The sequence below is a fragment of the Streptomyces sp. NPDC001415 genome (assembly GCF_053597395.1).
Genome location: NZ_JBSFIE010000004.1, coordinates 240,548 through 260,273, shown reverse-complemented (window position 1 = coordinate 260,273; position 19,726 = coordinate 240,548). Strand labels below are relative to the sequence as shown.

14 protein-coding genes are annotated in these 19,726 nt (G+C 72.1%); 4 read left to right on the top strand and 10 right to left on the bottom strand.

Going from position 1 to position 19,726, the window contains the following annotated elements; genetic code table 11:
* Positions 1-9: 9 nt before the first annotated feature.
* The 7 genes from ACWC2B_RS07380 to ACWC2B_RS07350 all read right to left on the bottom strand — a co-directional run bounded on the left by ACWC2B_RS07380 (position 10) and on the right by ACWC2B_RS07350 (position 7,475).
* Positions 10-900, bottom strand: coding sequence for an NAD(P)-dependent oxidoreductase (locus tag ACWC2B_RS07380; RefSeq protein ID WP_450715472.1), 891 nt, complete (start codon positions 898-900; stop codon positions 10-12).
* A gap of 389 nt (positions 901-1,289) precedes the next feature.
* Positions 1,290-2,060, bottom strand: coding sequence for a hypothetical protein (locus tag ACWC2B_RS07375; protein ID WP_450715471.1), 771 nt, complete (start codon positions 2,058-2,060; stop codon positions 1,290-1,292).
* Positions 2,061-2,095: 35 nt separating this feature from the next.
* Complete coding sequence (locus tag ACWC2B_RS07370) at positions 2,096-3,379, bottom strand: VWA domain-containing protein (RefSeq protein WP_450715470.1); 1,284 nt, start codon at positions 3,377-3,379, stop codon at positions 2,096-2,098.
* Positions 3,380-3,447: 68 nt separating this feature from the next.
* Entirely contained in the window at positions 3,448-4,875 is a 1,428-nt protein-coding gene (locus ACWC2B_RS07365) for an FAD-dependent monooxygenase (protein WP_450715469.1), read from the bottom strand.
* Positions 4,872-6,059, bottom strand: coding sequence for an MAB_1171c family putative transporter (locus ACWC2B_RS07360; RefSeq protein ID WP_450715468.1), 1,188 nt, complete (start codon positions 6,057-6,059; stop codon positions 4,872-4,874). Before ACWC2B_RS07360 ends, ACWC2B_RS07365 begins: the two co-directional genes overlap by 4 nt.
* Before the next feature lie 3 nt (positions 6,060-6,062).
* A complete protein-coding gene (locus ACWC2B_RS07355) occupies positions 6,063-6,584 on the bottom strand; it encodes a toxin-antitoxin system, toxin component (protein WP_450715573.1) in 522 nt (173 codons plus the stop codon).
* Between the two features lie 225 nt (positions 6,585-6,809).
* Positions 6,810-7,475 carry a helix-turn-helix domain-containing protein gene (locus ACWC2B_RS07350; protein ID WP_450715467.1) on the bottom strand — a complete coding sequence of 222 codons (666 nt, stop codon included), beginning with the start codon at positions 7,473-7,475 and terminating at the stop codon, positions 6,810-6,812.
* Positions 7,476-7,738: 263 nt separating this feature from the next.
* On the opposite strand from ACWC2B_RS07350, the gene ACWC2B_RS07345 reads away from it, so the two are divergent.
* Positions 7,739-8,515, top strand: a complete 777-nt coding sequence (locus ACWC2B_RS07345) for an MmyB family transcriptional regulator (protein ID WP_450715466.1) — start codon at positions 7,739-7,741, stop codon at positions 8,513-8,515.
* Positions 8,516-8,630: 115 nt separating this feature from the next.
* Entirely contained in the window at positions 8,631-10,778 is a 2,148-nt protein-coding gene (locus ACWC2B_RS07340) for a tetratricopeptide repeat protein (RefSeq protein ID WP_450715465.1), read from the top strand.
* 48 nt (positions 10,779-10,826) lie between these two features.
* Here the strand turns inward: ACWC2B_RS07340 and ACWC2B_RS07335 are convergent, their stop codons facing one another.
* Entirely contained in the window at positions 10,827-11,420 is a 594-nt protein-coding gene (locus ACWC2B_RS07335; protein WP_450715464.1) for a TetR/AcrR family transcriptional regulator, read from the bottom strand.
* A 227-nt stretch (positions 11,421-11,647) separates the two neighbouring features.
* On the opposite strand from ACWC2B_RS07335, the gene ACWC2B_RS07330 reads away from it, so the two are divergent.
* Positions 11,648-12,619 (top strand): alpha/beta hydrolase family protein, encoded by a 972-nt coding sequence (locus tag ACWC2B_RS07330; RefSeq protein ID WP_450715463.1) that lies wholly within the window; start codon positions 11,648-11,650, stop codon positions 12,617-12,619.
* A 51-nt stretch (positions 12,620-12,670) separates the two neighbouring features.
* Here the strand turns inward: ACWC2B_RS07330 and ACWC2B_RS07325 are convergent, their stop codons facing one another.
* Positions 12,671-13,918 carry a hypothetical protein gene (locus ACWC2B_RS07325; RefSeq protein ID WP_450715462.1) on the bottom strand — a complete coding sequence of 416 codons (1,248 nt, stop codon included), beginning with the start codon at positions 13,916-13,918 and terminating at the stop codon, positions 12,671-12,673.
* 767 nt (positions 13,919-14,685) lie between these two features.
* Here ACWC2B_RS07325 and ACWC2B_RS07320 point away from each other — a divergent pair.
* Positions 14,686-18,393: an AfsR/SARP family transcriptional regulator gene (locus tag ACWC2B_RS07320; RefSeq protein WP_450715461.1), complete on the top strand. Its 3,708-nt coding sequence runs from the start codon at positions 14,686-14,688 to the stop codon at positions 18,391-18,393.
* Between the two features lie 76 nt (positions 18,394-18,469).
* Here ACWC2B_RS07320 and ACWC2B_RS07315 read toward each other — a convergent pair whose 3' ends face one another.
* Positions 18,470-19,384 carry a siderophore-interacting protein gene (locus tag ACWC2B_RS07315; protein WP_450715460.1) on the bottom strand — a complete coding sequence of 305 codons (915 nt, stop codon included), beginning with the start codon at positions 19,382-19,384 and terminating at the stop codon, positions 18,470-18,472.
* Positions 19,385-19,726: the final 342 nt, after the last annotated feature.

The window sequence follows — 19,726 nt, the reverse complement described above, 5'->3', positions numbered from 1 at the left end:
GCGGGTCACTCACCGCTTCGGGTGGCCCGCGAAGTACGTCGCGACCATGTCCTCGGCGCCGTGCCCGGCAGCCTCCGCCCGGGCGAACCGATCGGCCGACGCCTCGGTCAAGTCGAGCCGTACGCCTGCCTGTTCGGCCGCTTCGAGGATCAGCCGGGTGTCCTTGAGGGCGGTGGAGACGGCGAAGCTGGGCGTGAGGTCGCCGGTGAGCAGGGCGGCGGACTTGGTGTGCAGATAGGCCGTGTCCAGCGGGCCGCCCGCGATCGCGTCCAGAAAGAGGCGGGGGTCCACATGGAGCCCCTCGGCGAGGCCGAGGCATTCGGCTACAGCGCCCACCAGGTTGATCACCCAGGTGTTGGCGACCAGCTTCAGGCGCGAGGCCCCGCCCGGCTCGTGGCTCACCCAGACGGTCCGCTGCCCGATCGCGTCGAGGACGGGCGCGAGGCGCTCGCGCGCCTCGGGCGGCCCGGAGACGAAGACCGTCAGCTTGCCCTCCTCGGCGGGCTTGCGCGTGCCGAGGACGGGTGAGTCGCAGTACACCACCCCCAACTCGGCTGCCCTGGCGGCCAGTTCGAGCGTGGCATCCGGCCCGACGGTGGAGGTCTGGAGCCACAGCTGGCCGCGGTGCAGGCCCGGAGACGCGGCTTCGAGGGTGGCGGACACGGAGGGGCCGTCGTTCAGCGCGGTGAGGACGACATCGGCGCCGGACACCGCCGCGTCGGCGTCCGCGTGCACACTGGCCCCGTCGCCGGCCAGCGCCTCGGCCTTGGCCCGGGTCCGGTTCCAGACCCGCACGGCCAGCCCGGCCCGCAGCAGACTGCGGGCCATGCCGGACCCCATGATGCCGGTTCCGAGTACGGCGACGGTGGGCGTGCTGGAAGCTCTCGAAGCTGAGGACACGGTGAACTCCTTCGCGGTGGGTGGCGCTCGGTCGCGCACCTCCGAGTCTCATACGGATGGAGCCGCCGGGAGGTGTACGGCACCGCCGCGAATGAAGCTGCCCGCCGATCCCGGGATGGCTCTGCCCGCCCTTCCCGGGGTGGGGAAGGGCGGGCAGAGGTGGGGAGGGGCGGGGCGGCACGGGTGCGTGAGAGCGCTCTCGCGCCTGCCGCGGCTCCGTGCGGGGCGGGCTGCCGCGGGACCGAGAGCGCTCTCACGCAACTCCAGGCACCCGCGGAAGGGTGGCCGACTCGTGCCGAGAGCGCTCTCAGGCGCCTTGTGGCCCGAGGGCGAGGCGGCCCCCTCGTGATCGAGAGCGCTCTCGCGCCAACCGCCTCCTGCCCCCGCTCTCACACCCCCCGAGGCACCCGTGAAGGCCGCCCGCGGCCCCGCGTCAGGTTGTAGCCGCCGACGCCCGCGAGCGCGGCGAGCAGGCCGCCCGCTGCGGTCCACAGCCAGCGGTCGGTCCACCAGCCCGACGCCCAGCCGCCCTCCGGCTCGACCGCGGACTTCGCGCCGAGCGGGGTGGCCAGCCTGCCGTCCACGGCGTGCGCGCCGCCGGTGTCCAGGACGGTCGGCTCGACCTCCGTCTTGAACGGCAGACCCCGGTCGGACTCGGGCAGCGAGACGGCCGTCAGCCGGACGTAGTAGCTGCCCGGCAGTGGATCGTTCGACCATGTGTCGGCCCAGGCGACCGTCGGCCGCAGCGTGCACGACAGCTCGACGGTGGCCGCGTCCTGCGCCGCGGAGCGGGACTGCGTGCCGTACATGCAGGGCTGGCGGCGGCGCAGACCGTCGTACACGTCGATGCGCCAGGTGGAGGCGCCGTGCCGGGAGGCCGCGTCGGGGAGCGTGACCTTGGCCGTGACGGTCGGGCGCTGCCCGGCGTCGGCGGGGAACATCCAGTACAGGTAGTCGCCGGTCGACCCGGACGCGGTGGCCTTCTGGCCCTGCCGCACCGCGACCGCGGTACGGAACGCGGTGCCGGCTTCGGTGGGTGCCGCGGCGCTCTTGGAGGCGGAGGGGCTCGGCGAGGGTGAGTCGGCGAGAGCGCTCCCGGCCCCGCTGAGGAGTGCCGCGCCGGCCACTGCCGCAGCGGCCAACATCCGTACGGTACGCATCAGTTGGCCCCCGAATCGAGAGGTGTTGTCGGGCATCAGTTGGTCCGCCAGACCGAGATGCGCCAGCGTGAGATCCAGCCCCACACCAGGCCGGCGACGAGTCCGCTCAGCGCGAGCGCGCCGAGCAGCCACCAGCCCCGGCCGAGGCCGAAGGAGGCCACGTCGGACGCGTGGTCGGGGCCGTCCACCACGTCGATGGCGAGCTCGACCGGCAGACCCGGGTCGGTCTTGACGCCGGGCGGCGCGGAGAAGGAGTTGGAGACCTGGAGGCAGACGGTCTCCGGGGTCTTGTCGTCCGAGTCGTCGGCGGGCGCCTTGGGGTAGCGCAGACCCGTGGAGATCAGGTCCGTACGCCCGTCGCCCGCCTCGGAGCCGCGTACGATCTCGCGGCCGTGCGCGGTCACCGCCCGTAGCAGGACGCCGTAGTCGGGATTGGTCTGCCGGTCCACGCCGATACTGGCGGAGGCGCGCAGCTCCTGGCCGGGCTTCACGTCCACCTTGTACGAGCGGTGCTCGGCGAACTTCTCGCGGTCCGTGTACAGGCCGGGCTTGAGCTGCGGGGCGTTCTCGCAGCTCGCGGTGCCGGTGGTGGCGACGGGCACGGCGACCGGGTCGGCCGCCCGGTCCACCAACTGCTTTACCTTGCCGGAGAGTTGGTCGGTGTGCTGCACCGAGGTGTAGGTGCCGCCGGTGGCCTCCGCGATGCAGGTGAGCTGCTCGCGGGTCTTGGCGTCCGGGATCAGGCCGAGCGTGTCGATGGTGAGGTGGATGCCCTGGGCCGCGATGTCGCGGGCGACCTCGCACGGATCGAGCGGCTGGCAGGTGTCCTCGCCGTCGGTGATGAGCACGATCCGGCGGGTGGCGTCACCGCCCTTGAGGTCCTCGGCCGCGCCCTGCAGCGCGGGGCCGATGGGTGTCCAGCCGGTGGGCGCGAGCGTGGCTACGGCGGTCTTCGCCTCGGTACGGTTCAGCGGGCCGACCGGGTAGAGCGCGCGGGTGTCCTTGCAGCCCACCTTGCGGTCCTCGCCGGGGTAGTTGGCCCCGAGCGTCCGTATCCCGAGCTGGACCTCCTGCGGAACCGCGTCGAGGACCTCGTTGAACGCCTGCTTGGCGGCGGCCATCCGGGACTTGCCGTCGATGTCGGCGGTCCGCATGGAACCGGACACGTCGAGGACCAGGTCGACCTTGGGTGCGGCCTGCTCGGACTGCCCGTCGGGCCGGCCGGCCGCGGAGGCCGTGTCCGCGGCCGGGAGGATGCCGGTGGCGAAAGTGGCGACCAGCGCGCACACTCCGGCCGCCAGCCGTTTTCTGGTGATCATCGCCGGATCCTATGGAAGATCGGATCCGGCGCCCAAATCCGTTGGAACGCAGGGCGTATGGCCAAGCCTTAGGAGGTCTTCTGGGAGGAGCCTTTCACCAGGGTGAGTTCACGGTCCGTCAGGGGAGGGCTCGTCAGTTGCGGCCGCCTGGAGCCGGCCAGTGTGGCCAGCAGCACCCTGGGCCGCGCCAGCGCGGTGACGGGAGCTGTCAGTGTCATGACGTCGGTCAGCGCGGTGGCGACGGTGTAGTTGCCGGTCGAGGTGCGCATGAGACGGTCGACGCAGCGGCCGAGCGCCCGATCGGCCGGACGGGGGCGTCTGGTGATGGCGCCCGGGTAGAAGATGTCCTGGCCGGCGAGCAGCCATGCCGTACTGACCGGGCGGGCCACGGCGCGCTGGACCCGCCGGGCGAGCCCCGGGGCGGTGGCGCCGTGCACGGCCAGCGTCTCGCGCAGCGCGAGCGCGCCCTGGGCCGCCACCGACATGCCATGGCCGTACACCGGGTTGTACACCGCGACCGCGTCGCCGAGCGCGACGTACCCCTGGGGCCACTGCTTGACCTTCTCGAAGAAGAGCCGACGGCTGGCGGTGTTCGCGAAGGTGGCCACCTCGCTGAGGGGCTCGGCGTCGCCGATGAGCTCGCCCACGACCCGGTGCCGGGCGCCTAGGGCGAAGGGCAGGAAGGCGTCGGGGTCCCCGGTGGGTCGGTCACCCCGGGTGCCCGAGAGCGTGACCAGCCACTGGCCGGCCTCGATGGGAAGGATCACCGCGGTCCTTCCGGGCTCCGCGGCACGCGCGTTGGCCTGCACGTTGACCACCGGGAAGGGCTGGTCCCCAGCCGGGGAGCGGAAGATCCGGCTCGCGTAGACCACACCGGGGTCGACGACCTCTTCGCGTGCGGCGGGCACGCCCAGGGCGTCGAGCCACTGTCTGGTGTGCGTGCCGCGGCCGCTCGCGTCCACCGTCAAGTCGGCCCGGAGCAGCCGTTGCTCGCCGTCCGCCGTCCGCACGCGGACTCCCGTGACCCGGCTCGCGTCGCCTTCGAGTGCGAGCACCCGGGTGGAGTCCAGGAGGCTGACGCCAGGAAGGGCGAGGGCCAGGTCGCGGACCGTGGCGTCCAAGAGGTCGCGACCGCAGGAGATCAGGTAGTGGGAGTCGCGCCAGCGCCGGTACCAGCCTTGGGGGGAGAGCGCCACCATTCCGGACGTGAGCGGGATCCGGTGGGCGCCCGCGGCGAGCCAGGCCCCGGTCACGCCGGGCAGCAGCCGCTCCATCGCCTCAGCCCCGCCGGACCACAGGATGTGGGCGTGCCGGGCCTGCGGCAGGTTCTTGCGGGGCTCGGGGCCGGCCGGAAGGGCGTCCCGCTCGATCACGGTGATCTCGTCGACCGAGCCGCTCAGCGCGGCGGCGGCCAGCATGCCGGCGAGGCCACCGCCGACGACTACCGCTCTGCGTCTGTGGGACGGTTCCGACGGGGTGTCGTCCGATGGGCTCATGAGTACGTGTTCTCCGACCGTGCCGCGCTGCGGCGGACTGCTTCGACAATGGTTGAACGGCGGTACGCCTGTGAGACTCCTACCAGATCGCGAGCGCGCTCGACGGAGGGGGCCGTGTCCTGGTCGGCGGAGTCCAGGGCGGTGCCCTCGGGGTCCCTGGCCCTGGCGGCGAGGGCGGCGGCGATCATGGCGGCGTCCGCGACCGCTTCGGCCTGCGCCGGCTCGGCTCCCGAGCGGATCGCGGCGCCTCTGGCATCGGAGCGCAGCGACCGATCGAAGTAGGGGGCGAGCGTGAGGAATCCGTCGAGGATGCCTGACTCGCGCTGGGTCAGCCGCAGTTCCACCGGCGACCACCAGGCCATCTTGACCGCGGCGCCCGGCGACGCCGGCGCCGCGTGCATGGCGCGCCACAGCGGACCGAGTTTGCGGAAGGCGGACCAGGTCCGCCACGTGTCCGAGAGTCGGGGCCCGATCAGCGGGATGATGAATCCCGAGCCGATGAGCAGCGCGGACATCGATGCCGCGGGCGGGGCTGCCCCCGTGCTGAGGTAGTCCAGGTTCCGCCCGAACCAACGCGCCGTGACAGCCGTGTACTTCACGGCGTCGAAGACGAGGTTGAGCAGATAGCCGGTGACGATGAGGACGAGGCCGGCGCGGAGCCAGCCGTGCACCTTCACCGACCATCCCCAGCACAGCCACGTGGTGACCAGCGCCGCGACCGTATGTGCCACCAGATAGAGGACGATCATCTCGCGCATGTACGGAGTGTTGGCGTAGTACGTGTCCAGATCGCGGAGTCGCTCGACCGGGGCGTCGGCGAGCGCGAACAGCGTGAACAGGGAGACGATCACGACCGTGTACGCGGCTATGCACCGGAGTGTCGCCCGGCGCGCGGCCTCCGGGGGCCCGCCCCGCCAGTTGATGATGAGCACCAGGCAGGAGGCGCTGAAGGCGGTGAGGATCGAGTACACCAGCGGGGCTGAGAAGTTCGGCACCCCGGTGATCCTGTTGACCGCCGCGATGGTGGTGGGGGCGGCGAAGAAGAACACCGAGCTGGCCACGGCCAGCAGTGCGTTGACCGTCCGCAGCAGTGGGTCCCGCCAGGTGTGCCGCATGCCCGGGAGCCGGCATGCGAAGGCGGTGAGCAGCAGGATGGCCGGCAGATTGAATTCCGGGTCCTTCACGTATCAGCCTTGTGACCAGCGATAGCCCAGAGAAGCCTCGATGCGGCCGGCGAGCAGGTCGCGATCGGGCCCTCGGGCAGCCTCCAGCCAGGGGCGGCACTTGCTGCCCAGGAGCAGCCCGAAGCTCTCGGCGTCGGTCTCCTCCGCGAGGTGGGAGCGGGTGCGCGCGGCCACCTTGCGTACGGTGTCGCTCACATCGGCGTCGGGCGAGAGCAGCCGGGCCGCGACCGCGGCGCCCTCGACGTGGTGGCTCCCGTGCCCCGCGTTCATGTGCCACAACTCATGGCCCAGGATGACCAGTTGGTGGTCCGGCGCGGTCCGCTCCTCCACCACCACCAGATCCCGGTCCGCCATGTCGAGCCAGAGCCCGCTCGCGGTGCCGGGCGGGAAGGCCGCCATGCGGAACTCGACGGGGCGGCCGCGGCGCTTGCTCATGCCCTCGCACAGGGCGGCGTACAGAGCGGTCGGCTCCGCCGGGGCGGGGATCGTGATTCCCGCGACCAGCTCGCCGCACAGCCGGCGCATCTCCTTGCCTATGCCCACCGTTCTCCCCGCCAGCCGTTCATGATGCAGCACTTCGTCGAGCAGCCCGTCTCTGTGCAGCCTGCCGAGCCGTAGGCGATTGATCCAGTCAACATTGAGCCGGAGTTCGTTGAACTCGGCATCATGTGACGGCTGGAAATGAACGGACGGCGACGTCCGGGCAGGCTGATGGGTGCGGCGCGGTGCCGCCGCAGGGTGCGGATCATGTCAGGACTCCGACCGCTTGACGCTCTCCAGGAGCATGTCGAGCCACTCGGTGACCTTGTCGCGGTGCTTGTCGGTGGGGAGTTGGGCGGCCCGCCAGGCGATGCCCCGGACCCCGTGGTCCTGGAGCAGGCGCTCCAGCGCGTCCCCGCCCGGCGTCCCGGCGAGCGCCCCCTCGCGCTCACGGCCCGCGAGTTGCTGGAGCAACTCCTGCTCGGTGCGCAGCAGGGCGCCCCCGAGGGCATCGGTGTCGTCGGCGGTCAGGAACCCGGCATGGACGCCGAAGAAGCGCTGGATCGCGTCGCAGTGCTCCATCGTCGGCCGCCTGTCGCCGTTGATCAGCGCGCCCGCCTGCTGGCGTGACATGCCCGCGCCGTCGGCGATCTCCTGCTGGGTGTGCGGGCGGCCGTTGGGTTTGCGCCGGGTGCTGCGCAGCAGGCTGAACCGCTGCAGAAAGCGTGCCTGCAGATCGGGTTCGCCGGCCGGCTGCCCGTCGAGCAGCGCGCCCACGACGTCGGCCGGAACGCCCGAGGCCTCGGAGAGCCGGTGGACGTCGAACACGTCCGCCTGGCTCAAGCCGAGCTTTCCGGCGAGCTCGGCCACACGGGCGACGACGGCCGCGAGGGGGCCCGTGGCCGCCGGTCCCGGAACCAAGAAGCCGTCCGTCACCAGTAGTTCTCCTAGATCATGCGAGGTCGGTGGGCACAACAGTGGATGCTCCGGAGGTTAGCGGGTCCCGGCAACAACAACCAGAACTTGCCACAGTTGTGGCGCAATCAACGCTTCGGGGGGCCGGAATGCCACGATGCTTGACATCATTGTGTTGGCGGTATCAGGATCGCCACGCGGTGTGAAGATCGCCCTCCGAGCCCCGGGCGGGCCCGAAGGCCGGCCGCCGCACTCGCGGGCCAGCAAGAGGAGTCGCGTACTCGATGGCGGAAGAATCGGTGGCGAAGGATTCGGTGACCAAGGTTGTGGCAGCGCACGCTCCGGTGGTGGGGCGCCCGTTCGCCCTGGTCCAGGAGCGGCCCGGACAGCAGACGGCCGCGGGGGAGCGTGCCGCCGACGACACGACGACCGCAAGAACAGACGCCCCTGTGGCCAGGGAGCTCCCGGACGACCCCGAGCTCAGGGCCTATGTCGACGACTACTTCGCGATGACGGACGCCCTGCCCTTCCCGTCCGTGGTCCTCGATCCGGGCTGGGGCGTGGCCCACGCCAATCCGGCGTACGACGCACTCTTCGGCGGAGTCGGGCCGCACCCCACCGCCATGCCCGGCCACAACTTCCTGCGCTTCGTGCTGTTCCACCCGGACGCGGCCGGCGTGCTGGCCGAGCACGAGACGGCCTGGTGCCTGCCGATGCTGGCGCAGTTCGCCGAGGCGTTCGCCGACGACGAGAGCGCTCCCGCCCTTCGGGGCATCCGCCAGGACATCGCCGACGACCCGATCATGGACGCCGCCTTCCGCCTGGGCCTTCCGCACTGGGTCCAGGCCGTCGGCGACGCCGCGGTCCACCACGACGGCGCCGTACGCCACGTGCGCCACCCCGACCCGGAGCGCGGCCGCACCAGCTGCCGCCTGGTCAGCGAATCCCCGCGCACGCTGCGGGAGTTCGGACTGCGGCGGCTGACCCTCGTGCTGCGCGAGACCGAGCCGGCCGTCGCCCGGCGCGGCCGCGCCCACCTCAGCGTCGTGCCGACCCACTAGCACCCCCGGGCCGTACGGTTTCGGCCAACTCCGAGTGAACTCGGCCTGCTGTAAAGGATGTTGCTTGCTAGCGTGACCGCGGCAGGCCGGGCGGTAGGTGAATCGGGGGCGGGACATGCTGGATCCCACATCGGCGACGGCTGTCGCCGCGGTACTGGGCGCGGTCGGCTCGGGCCTCGCCAACGAAGCGGGCAAAGCGGCCTGGGAAAGCGCCGGCGGCCTGGTCCGCCGCATCGTCGGCCGCGAGGTCCGTGCCCCGCGCGGACGCGACGAACTGGACGGCGTCGCCCGGCAGGTTCATGACGCTTTACGCCGGGACCCCGCCCTCGCCCGCGCCTGGACGGCGTTCGCCCGCAGCGCCCCGCGTCCGGGCCACCCGAACGAGGCGCCCGCACTCCACGCCTCCACCCGCTTCTTCACCGACCGCGACAGCGAGCGCAAAGCCCTGAGCCGGGAGGCCTCCCGCAAGGCGGACGGGAGGCCCCGCATCGCCGTACTGCACGGCCCGCAGGGCATCGGCACCAGCGCGCTCGCCATCCACTGGGGCTGCGCCGAACTGCGCCGCTTCCCCGACGGACAGCTGTACGCCGACTTGCGCGGCAGCGGCACCGGCTCAGCCTCGGGAGCAGACCCGTCGACCGTACTGCGCCTGCTGCTCCAGCAGTTGGGCTTCCCGGCAGCGGAGATCCCGCCCGGCGCCGACGACCGCCAGGCCCTGTTGCGCGCCTGCACGGCGGACCGCCGGATGCTGATCGTCCTCGACCACGCCCGGTCCGCCGCACAGATCCTTCCCGTACTCACCTCCGCGCCCGGCGTGTTCGTCATCGTGGCGGCCCGCCATCCGCTGCCCGGCCTCGACGCGGTGGGCATTCCGGTCGGGCCGCTCGCCGACAAGGACGCGCGACGGCTGCTCGCCGAGGTCGCCAGGGCCGGGAACGTGACACTGGACCGGGCCGCCCTGCCCGCCGTGCTCGCCCGCTGCGCCGGTTCCCCCTTCGCGCTGCGCGCCGCCGCGGCCCGCCTCACCGCGCAGCACTGGCGGCAGGAGGGAGGCCCGGGCGGTGACGCGGCCCGCACGGCCGCCGCCGACGGCATGCGCGACCTCGGCCCGGACGCGGCGCGGACCCTGCGGCTGCTCGCCCAGCGCGACTGGCCGGCCATCGGCGCGCCGATGGCCGCGGCCACGCTGGGTCTCGACGAGCCGACCGCTGAACGCATCCTGGGCGAACTGGCTGACAGCCGTCTCCTTGAGAGCGCGGCCAACGGCACGTACTCGACCAACGGCAGGTACTGGCTCCGGCCGTTGATCCGGGAGTACGCCGCGACGGAGGCGCTCCGTGAGGACGGCCTCGCGGCGGTGGAAGAGGCCGTGCGGCGCGCGGTGCGCTGGTGCGTCACCTTCGCCGAACCGGCGAGCAAAGCCGCCCTCAGTCAAGGCTGGCGTCTCGGCGATCCGGAGCAGCCGACACCGGGCGGTGGGTGGTACACGAATGCCGGCGAGGCGCTCAAGGCCCTGCATGACGAACTGGGCAATCTGCTCCAAGCAGTGGGCGCAGCCGAGGAGTTGGGAGACACGGACTCCGTCTTCCGGCTGAACCAGGCTCTGTGGCCGGTGCAGCTGAAGATGGGCTGCCATGACGAACTGCTCCCCGCCCTGCGCGCGGGCGTCCGGGCCACCACAGCCCACGCCCCCGACTCCCGCGAGGCCGCCCGAATGCAGACCCTGCTGGGTCTGAACCTCACGGAACTCCGGCAATGGGCCGAGGCTGAGAGCGCTTTCACCGCGGCCGCCCGCATCGAACAGGCCGTGGGCCACACCCGGGGCCACGCCACCGCCGTCGAATCCCTCGGCCTGCTGCGGCTGCGCGAATGGCGTTACCGGGAGGCGTACGACTGCTTCGAGGCGGCGGACCGCATTCTCGACGGCGTGACGGCCGACGGCGAGGGAAGCGGCGATCTCCCGCGCGCCCGCGCCCTGTTGGAGCGCCACCGGGGCCGGGCCCTGCGCGGCCTCGGCCAGTGGGCGGAGGCGGAAGCCCGCCTTGAGAGCGCTCTCGCCTTCTTCCGCGGCACCCACGAGGCGTACAACACGGCTCGTACGCTCACCGACCTCGCCGAAACCTTCGAGGCGAGCGGCCGGGCGACGGACGCGCTGCCGCTGATCGACGAGGCGATCGCGGCCCTGGCGAACGAGCAAGCCCAGTACCAGCTGATCCACCTGCGAAGGCTTCGCGAGCGGTGTGCGGGCTCGGCGGGGGAGTGAGGGAGCCCGGTATCTGAAGGCGCGCCGGTGTCTGAAGGAGCGGCGCCCCTATGACCGGGACTGTTCCAGCCCCCGAAGGACCAGCTCGACGAGTCGGCGGGGGTCATAGCGGGCGTCGCTGTCGCGGCCGATGCAGAGATTGCCGATGCCGCGCATCAGCTCGTACGCCTGCGTACCGGACCTGATCTCTCCCGAGGCGACCGCGGCGTCGAGCAACTGGGCGCAGACGGGCACCAGTCGGTCCTGGAAGTGGGCGAGCAGCGCGTCGAAGCCGCTGCTGTCCGACTGCATCGCCTTGGCGAGCCCGTGCTTTGTGACCAGGAAGTCGACGAACATGTCCACCCACTGGCGGAGGGCCGCGAGCGGGGAGTCGCCTTCGGCCAGCAGGCTCGGCCCGGCCTCGGCGCACGCCTCGACCTGGTGGCGGTAGACGGCGACGACGAGGTCCGCCCGCGTCGGAAAGTGGCGGTAGATCGTCCCCATCCCGACGCCAGCCCTGGCCGCGATCTCACGGATCGGCGCGTCGACGCCGGAGGTCACGAACACGGCGGCGGCGGCGTCGAGGAGCGTCTGCTGATTGCGCAGCGCGTCGGCCCGCTTGCTCCGGGCCGCACCTTCACCGGCGGGACTTGTCCTGGGCACCGCGCACTCCTTCCGACCGCCGTTGACTAAACGGAACAGTGCTCCGTATATTAAACGGAACGACGTTCCGCTTGTAGCCTAGCCCAAGCCGGACGCGCCACGACTGCCTTCCCCTCTGAGCCGCGAGCCCTATAAAGCCGCCGCCAGGCCATCGAAGGCTACATAGAGCGCATAGAGCGCATAGAGCACATGTAGGCACATGAAGGCGCATCGAAGGGACACACACCATGAGTGAACCGACATCGACGTACGCAGCCCACACCTTCACCCCGCCGCCCACGCCCGTCCTCTCGGTCGCCCCGGTGGTGCTGCCGGCTCCCGGCCGACCCGTCGACCTGGAGATACGGGTCTCCGCCCCCGTCACCGGGACCGACCTGCCCGTCATCCTCCTCTCCCACGGCCAGGGCCACTCGAACCACCTCTCCTCCCTGAACGGCTACGCCCCGCTCGTCAACTACTGGGCGGCGCACGGCTTTGTGGTCATCCAGCCCACCCATCTGAGTTCGAGCACACTGAGCCTGGATCCGGCCACCCCCGGTGCGCCGATGTTCTGGCGATCGCGGGTCGAGGACATGAAGCACGTCCTGGACGAGCTCGACGCGATCGAGGCCGCCGTCCCCCAGCTCCTGGGACGCCTGGACCGAACCAGGGCCGCCGTCGCCGGCCACTCGATGGGCGGCCACACCGCGAGCCTGCTCCTGGGTGCGAGGCTCACGGATCCGGACGACGGTACGGAGGTGAACCTGGCCGAGCCCCGGATCAAGGCGGGCGTACTGCTCGCCGCGCCCGGCAGGGGAGGCGACGCCCTCACCGGGCACGTGGCCGAGAATTTCGGGTTCCTCCGGACCCCGGACTTCTCCCCGATGACGACCCCCACCCTGGTGGTGGCCGGCGACAAGGACGCATCCGCCCATCTGACGGTGAACGGCCCCGACTGGCACACCGATCCGTACTCCCTCGCCCCGGCCCCCAAGTCCCTGCTGACCCTCTTCGACGCGGAGCACGGTCTTGGCGGCATCTCCGGCTACGACGTCGCCGAGACCACGGACGAGAACCCCGAGCGGGTGTCCGCGGTACAGCGCCTCACCTGGGCCTACCTCCGCTCCGAGCTCTACCCGGGGGACCCGGCCTGGGAGTTGGCGCAGGACGCACTCGCGGCGGGGGCGGCCGATCCGCTGGGCCGGGTCGAATCCAAGTAAGGCCTCTCGATATGTCGAAGTTCGGTATGTCGAAGTAAGGCCTCTCGGCCGTCATTTCGTGACCGTCACCCGGTGCACGGTGAGTCCCGTGCGCACGGCCAGTCCGGCTTCGGCCGCCTGCTCAAGGGTCCGCCCCGTCGCCAGCCAGGCGTGCAGGGCCGAGGCCGCGGCCGCTGGGTCGAGCCCGGCCGGGTCGCCGGTGAGGCGGAGCAGTGAGCCGGAGCGCGTCCGTACGGTGCACTCGCCCGGGGCCGTGATGTAGGCGGCCAGGGCGCTGTGCGGGTGGCGGGCGAGTACCTCGGACGTCCACTGCTCGGGTGATCCGAAGCGCGGATCGTCCGGCGCTCCATGTCGCAACAGTACGTCCGCAAGGGCGAGTTGACTCGGATCCCGGGTGTCCTCGTGGACGGCCATGTGGGCATGGCCCTCTCCGGCGGGGCCGTACCAAGGGTCGGCGTACCGGGTCACGCAGACCTCCGGCGGGCCCGTTGCCGCCACTCGGGTGAGGACATGCAACGGGGCGGTGAGGGGCGGGAGTTGGAGCGGAGGCAGGCGAAGTCGTTCGAGGAGTGCGGGGTGCGGCGGCTCGGGGAGGTTCATCAGGCGGTAGAAGAGGGCGCGCAGCAGGGCCGCGGACGCGCCGGGGGAGGAGGTGGTGAGGTGGGCCGGGCCCGGAAGCGGGTGGTGCTTCGCCATCAGGTCTTCCAGTTGCGTGGCCAGTGGCTGGTGCGGGTCCAACTGGGGTGCCTGCCTTACGAATTCGGCCACCGGCGACTGCGGGTCGAGGCCGCCCGCAGGGACCGCGCCGAGCAGCACCGGGGTGCCCAGGGCCGCCGCGTAATAGCTCACCGAGCCGTGGTCGCCGATCACCGCGTCCGCCGCGAGCAGCGCCTGGCGCCAGTCGTGCAGCGGGTCGACGAGCACGAGACCGCCGCGCTGGGCCCGGTCGAGCCAGGCCCGGACCTGGCCGAGGCCGTGCCCGTGCCAGATGTTGGGGTGCAGCACCGCGGCGACCCGGTACTCGTCGGCGGGCAGCTCCGCCGTGAGCCGGGGCAGCAGCGAAGGGAGTACGTCGTCTCCGCCTCCGTCCCCGAACAGCGACTCGGGGTTCCAGGTCGAGTTCAGCAGAACCAGACGCTGACCCCGGCGCACCCCGAACGCCTTCTGAAAGCGCTCTCGGTAAGGCCGTTCGGCCAGCGTCCGGTCGAAGCACGGGTCGCCCGCGAGTTCAGCGGTGGGAACGGCTTCGGGGCACGCGGCGCGCAAGCGGTCCAACTGCTCGGGGTGCGAGAGCACCATGGCATCCGCGACCGGTATGCCTTCGTGGAGCAGCCACTCGGGGGAGAGACCAAAGACGGGAGGTGGGGTGAGAGCGCTCTCGGGTTCAGGCGAGCGCTGGTGATGTGCGGCGGGGTCTGAGTCCGACCCCGACCCCGAGCCTGAGGCTCCGGGCGAAGGGTGTCCGGTGTCCGGTGTCCGGTGTCCGGTGTCCGGTGTCCGGTGTCCGGTGTCCGGTGTCCGGTGTCCGGTATGGCGAGCGTCTTATTGTAGCCGACGCCGTGTGAGAGCAGGGCCAACTTCCCTGAAATACGGTGGAGTTGACCGCCGAGGCTGGCCGTGATCGCCAGGTCGACCTTGGTTTCGAGTGCCTGCTCCCACGGCAGCACCGGCAGCCCGGTCTCGGCGAGCAGGGCCTCCACGCCGTCCATGAATGGCGATGAACCGGTGCAGGTGGCCAGGAGCTGTATCCGGAGGTCGTCGTGGAACAGCGGCAGTACGTCCAGCAGCCGGGTCGCCGATGTCACGTTGTGCACCACCAACAGCACGCGCCGGCACCGGCCGCGCGTCGCCCAGCGGGCGGCGTCGTGCCCGACCGGCACCCGTATCTGCCGGCCGCCGGTCCCGTTCACCGCGCCACCCCCAGCTCCACGGCCGCCATCCCCTCGTTGTGGTCCGGCCACGATAGCCAAGGGGCTGAGCCGCGCCCGCGGGGGTGGCGGGCTTGTGCGGTGTGGACCGGGTCCCGGGACGATCCGTGGCGGCTCGCCGGGGAGAATGGGCGGGTGATGCCCCGCTACCGCGTACTCGGACCGACGCAGGCTCTGCGCCCTGACGGGAGTGAAGCGCGGCTCGGGGGAGCCCGCTTGAGAGCGCTCCTCGCCGCGCTCGCGGCCGCCGCAGGGCGCGCCGTGCCGCAGTCCGTACTGATCGCGCAGGTGTGGGGCGAAGGGGCTGCGCCTCCTGCCGACGAGGCCGCGGCGGTACAGGCCCTGGTGGGACGGTTGCGGCGGGTGCTCGGGAAGGAGACGGTGGAGTCCGTGACGGGCGGCTATCGGCTCGCCGCGAACGCTGACGAGATCGACCTCTTTCGCTTCGAGCGCCTTGCGGCGGAGGGTGCGACCGCGCTGGCTGCCGGAGACGCGGTGCGGGCGGCCGCACTCCTGGACGACGCGCTCGCGCTGTGGCACGGCCCTGCGCTGGCCGACCTCCCGGCACGGGTGGGCGACCCGCTGGTGGTGCGGGCCGAGCGGCACCAGGCCGATGCCCGCCGCGATCGGCTGGCGGTCGAGGTCGAGCTTGGCCGTGCCGGGAGCGCTCTCGGCGAGCTGGCCGCGCTCGCGGCCGCCGCCCCGCTGGACGAACCGCTCCAGGCCCTCAACATCCGGGCGCTGCGGGCCGCCGACCGCCCGGCCCAGGCGCTCGCCGCCTACGAATCCGTACGGGAAGCGCTCTCAGAACGCCTCGGCACGAACCCGGGACCGGAGCTGCAGTCCTTGCATGCTGAGCTGCTCAACCCCGAGCACGGTGGGGAGGGCGCCTGCAAGGGTTCGCGGCAGATGGGCTCATCCCACATGGCGTCACTTCACATAGGGGCGTCCGACATGTGCTCGTCTCACATGTGCCCGCCCGACATGGGCCCGCCTTACATGGGCTTGCGCGACATGGCGTCGCCGCACATGGGCCCGCGTCCCCTTGCGGCACCGCCCCCGGGCTCGCCCCACATGGCTTCACCCCACACAGCACCGCCCCACATCCCTCCGTCTCACGCCATGGATCAGGCGCCACATGAGGCAACCACCGCCGCAGCCGCAGCCGTCACCTCAGCCGCAGGCCGGGCGGGCGGAGCCGAGCCAGAAGTCCCTACAGTCCGCCCGCTCGGCAACCTCCGCGCTCGCCTCACCTCCTTCGTCGGCCGGGAGCGCGATGTCCGGGCCCTCCACGACGGCCTGGGGCGGGAGCGCCTGATCACGCTCACCGGGCCCGGCGGCGCCGGAAAGACACGCCTCGCGGTGGAGGCGGCCGACGCCGTGGCGGGGGAGTGGGACGACGGGGTGTGGCTGGTCGAGCTCGCGCCCCTACGGGATGCGGCGGGCCTGGCCGAGGCCGTGCTCACCGCGCTGGGCGTCCGGGAGACGCGGCTCGTCGGCCCGGCCGAGACGGCACCCGGAGACCCGCTCGCGCAATTGCTCTCCCACTGCGGACGGCTCCGCACGCTGATCCTGCTCGACAACTGCGAGCAAGTCGTGGGTGCCTCAGCCGAGTTGGTGCAGGAGCTGCTCACCGCATGCCCGGGCGTCACCGTTCTTGCCACCAGCCGGGAGCCGCTCGGCGTGCCGGGGGAGCGGGTGATGGCGATCGGGCCGTTGCCGCATGAGAGCGCCCTCCGGCTGTTCGGGCAGCGCGGCGCCGCGGCCCGGACGGACTTCAGTACCGACGACGATCCGGACGCGGTCGCGGAGATCTGCCGACGCCTGGACGGGCTCCCGCTCGCCCTGGAGCTCGCCGCCGCACGACTGCGGTTGTTCACGCCGCGTCAGATCGCGGACCGGCTCGACGACCGGTTCCGGCTGCTCAGCGCCGGCACCCGGACCAGTCGTACCCTCCAGCCGCGACAGCAGACTCTGCGCGCGGTGGTCGACTGGTCCTGGGATCTGCTTGACGCCCCGGAGCGCGCCGTCCTCAGGCGCCTCGCCGTCTTCGCGGGCGGCTTCGCCCTGTCGGAGGCGGAAGCCGTCTGCGCGGAGCCGGGGGAGGCGGAGCCCGAGGTGGTGGGCACCGAGGAGGCGGGCCCGGCGCTGGGAGCCGCGCCTAGGACTGCCCCTCCATCTCGCCCTGAGAGCGCGACCACAGCCCCGTCCTCGGGCGGGAGGCCTGCCGTCCCGGCCGCCGAGGTCCTGAACCTCCTCGGCTCCCTCGTCGACAAGTCGCTCGTCACGGCCGCGCCCTCCGGTGACGGCGGGACGATGCGATACCGCTTGCTGGAGACCGTCGCCGAGTACGCCGCCGAGCGGCTCGCCGAAGCCGGTGAGCGGGCCGAGGTCGAGTCGCGGCACCTCATCACCTACCGCGAACTCGTCCGCGCGGGCGAGGCAGCGCTGCGCGGCCCGCGTCAGCAGGACGTCATCGAGCGCTTCGAAGCCGAGCATGACAACATAACTGCCGCCCTGCGTACGGCGGTTGACGGGAGTCACGAGCAGGAAGCGCTGTGTCTCGTCCTTGCCATGGCCTGGTTCTGGCAGCTGCGGGGGCGCCAGGCGGACGCGCGCGGCTGGGCCGGGGCCGTCGCCGGGCTCGGCCCGGATCCCTTCGTCGTGCCCGTGCTGCCCGCCGTCCCCCTCGCCGACCGCTGCACGGATCGCCCGCCGCCCTGGTCCGAGGAACAGCTCTGGGAGGCTCGGCGCGGGGTGCGGCTCATGGTGTTCGCGGCCAGCGGCGGGGGCGACACGGAGCTCAACAGCCCCGAAACCGTGACGTATCTGCGCCGGATCGTCGAGGCGTACGGGTCCGGCCTCCCGCAGAACAGCCGCCAGCCCGGCTCCGTCTGGTACTTCGCCCGGCTCCTCACCGGCGAGTTCACCGGGTTCGACCGGGTCGTCGACGAGATGGTCGCCGACACCCGGCAGCACGGCGACCCCTGGGACCTCGCCTTCGCCCTCCTGCTCCGCGCGAAACTGCTGGGCGGTCCCGACGCCGACGCTGCCCTCGCCCTCTTCGAGCGCGTCGGCGACCCGTGGGGGATCTCCGAATCCCTCTCCGCCCGCGGTGAGTCCTACGAGCGGAAGGGGCGGTACGAGGAGGCCGCCGTCGACTTCGAGCGGGCTTTGGAGAGCGTCACGCGGATCGGCGCCCATACCCAAGTGCCGGTGTTCAAGGGCCGGTTGGCATCGGCCCGCCTTGAGCTGGCCCGTACTCCGGCCGAGACAGAAGAGGCGGAACGACTGCTTGCGGAAGCCGTAGAGGAGTCACGGCAGTTCCCGAGGGAGGATCTCGGAACCGCCCGGATGCTCCTCGCCCAGCACTACGGCCGCACCGACCGCACCGTTTTGGCCCGATGCCAACTCCAGCTGATGGAAGAGGAGTTCACTGACCTGACACCCGACCTCTTCCACGGTCTCGTCGCCGGGATGTACGGCTGGCTCGACTGTCTGGACGGCAAGTACGCCGATGCCCAGGGCCGTATCCGGGACGCGGTACGCCACCTGGAGAGCCAGGCCTATCTGGTCGCCCCCAATCTGATCCTCAGTCAATTCCTGTCCTCCGCCCGGGCGAAGGCTGCGCTGGGGGCCGCTCCGGACGGCGCGCGGCTGCTCGGCGCGTACGACCGGAACTCAACCGGCCGCGAAAGCTTCGGGTTCCGGCCGCTGCCCGCCGAGTCCGAGACGCGGCGCCACGCGGAGGCCGCGCTGCGCGCGGTGCTCGACCCGGCGGCGTACGAGCGCGCCTACGCGCAGGGAGCGGAGCTGGATGTGAGGCAGGCCGCCGCCCTGGTCTGAGCCGCCCCGCGGGCGCGCGGCGCGGTGACCTCGCACAGCTACCCCGGTCCGACCCGCCCCGCGTCCTTCCCAGCCCCTAATCGGCCCACCCCTCCGCCCTCTCCCGCGCCTCCGCCAGGTCCGCCTCGGTCGGGGCGTCGTCCTGGGTGAGGCGGTGGCGCCAGTAGCCGGCGAAGCTCACCGACCGCTTGGGCAGGCCCCGTTCGGCGACGAGGTGGCGGCGGACGGCTCGTACCGCGCCTGCCTCTCCGGCGAGCCACGCGTGCACCGAACCCGGCGGGAACCCGGCCGCCCGCACCGCCCGGACCAGCACCTCGCCGGTCCCCGGCGGCTGCGGCGCCCTGTGCAGCCAGTGCACGGTCAGGTCGCCCTCCGTCTCCAGAGCGAGCTGGTCCTCCGGGCCGTTCACCTCGATGTACGCGACCGCACGCGCCCCCTTCGGCAGGGCCTCCGCGATCGTCGCGAGCGCTGGGAGGCCCGTTTCGTCGGCCGCGAGCAGCATCCAGTCCGCGGTACCGATCGGCACCGGAGTCGCGAAGTACGCCGACGGTCCGAACATGCCGAGGACGGCGCCGGGCGCGGCGGTCCGCGCCCAGCGGGTCGCCGGGCCGTCCGCACCGGCATGCAGCACGAAATCTATGTCGATCGTGCCGCGCGCCGGATCGTGCGCCCGCACGGTATAGCTCCGCATCCACGGCCGCTCCGGCTCGGGGATCTCCTGGAAAGCCTGGTACCAGCGCATGAAGTCCCCGCTCCCGCCCGGTACGGGGAGCACGGGCGCGGACTGGCCGGGCCGTGGAAAGTACAGCTTGACCTGCTGATCGGGGCCCTTGGCGCGGAAGTCCGCGAGGCCGGCGCCGCCGAACGTCACCCTCACCATGTGCTCGGCGATCCTGCGAACCCCCGCCACCTCGATGAACCGGACCGGAAGCGACTGTCCCGACCCCTGCCCCGGAATCGATGCCTTCTGCCCGGGAATCCGCTGCTCCATCCGGGTCCTCCTCCGTGTCCCCGGCGTGCGTCTCACGCCCGGGCCCCCACGGTCACAGCGGGCGCCTACAGATGGCCGACATCCCGGCTACAAGGACGGTTCAGCAGAGCCACGCGTGGGGCGCGAGGGGCGCGCGTGAAGCTCGGCTGTTGGCCCGCTTAAGAAATCCTCGATGGACTCGGCGGCCCGGGCTCGGCAGATTGGTGATCAGCAAGATCGGCCGGGTCGCCCCCATGCGCAAGATCATCCGACGGACCCGCTGGGCCCGTCAGGCCCGCCCGTCAGTCCCAGCGGGTCCGTCGGGTTGTGTCAGATCCATCCGGTCCGTCCGATCCGTCCTAT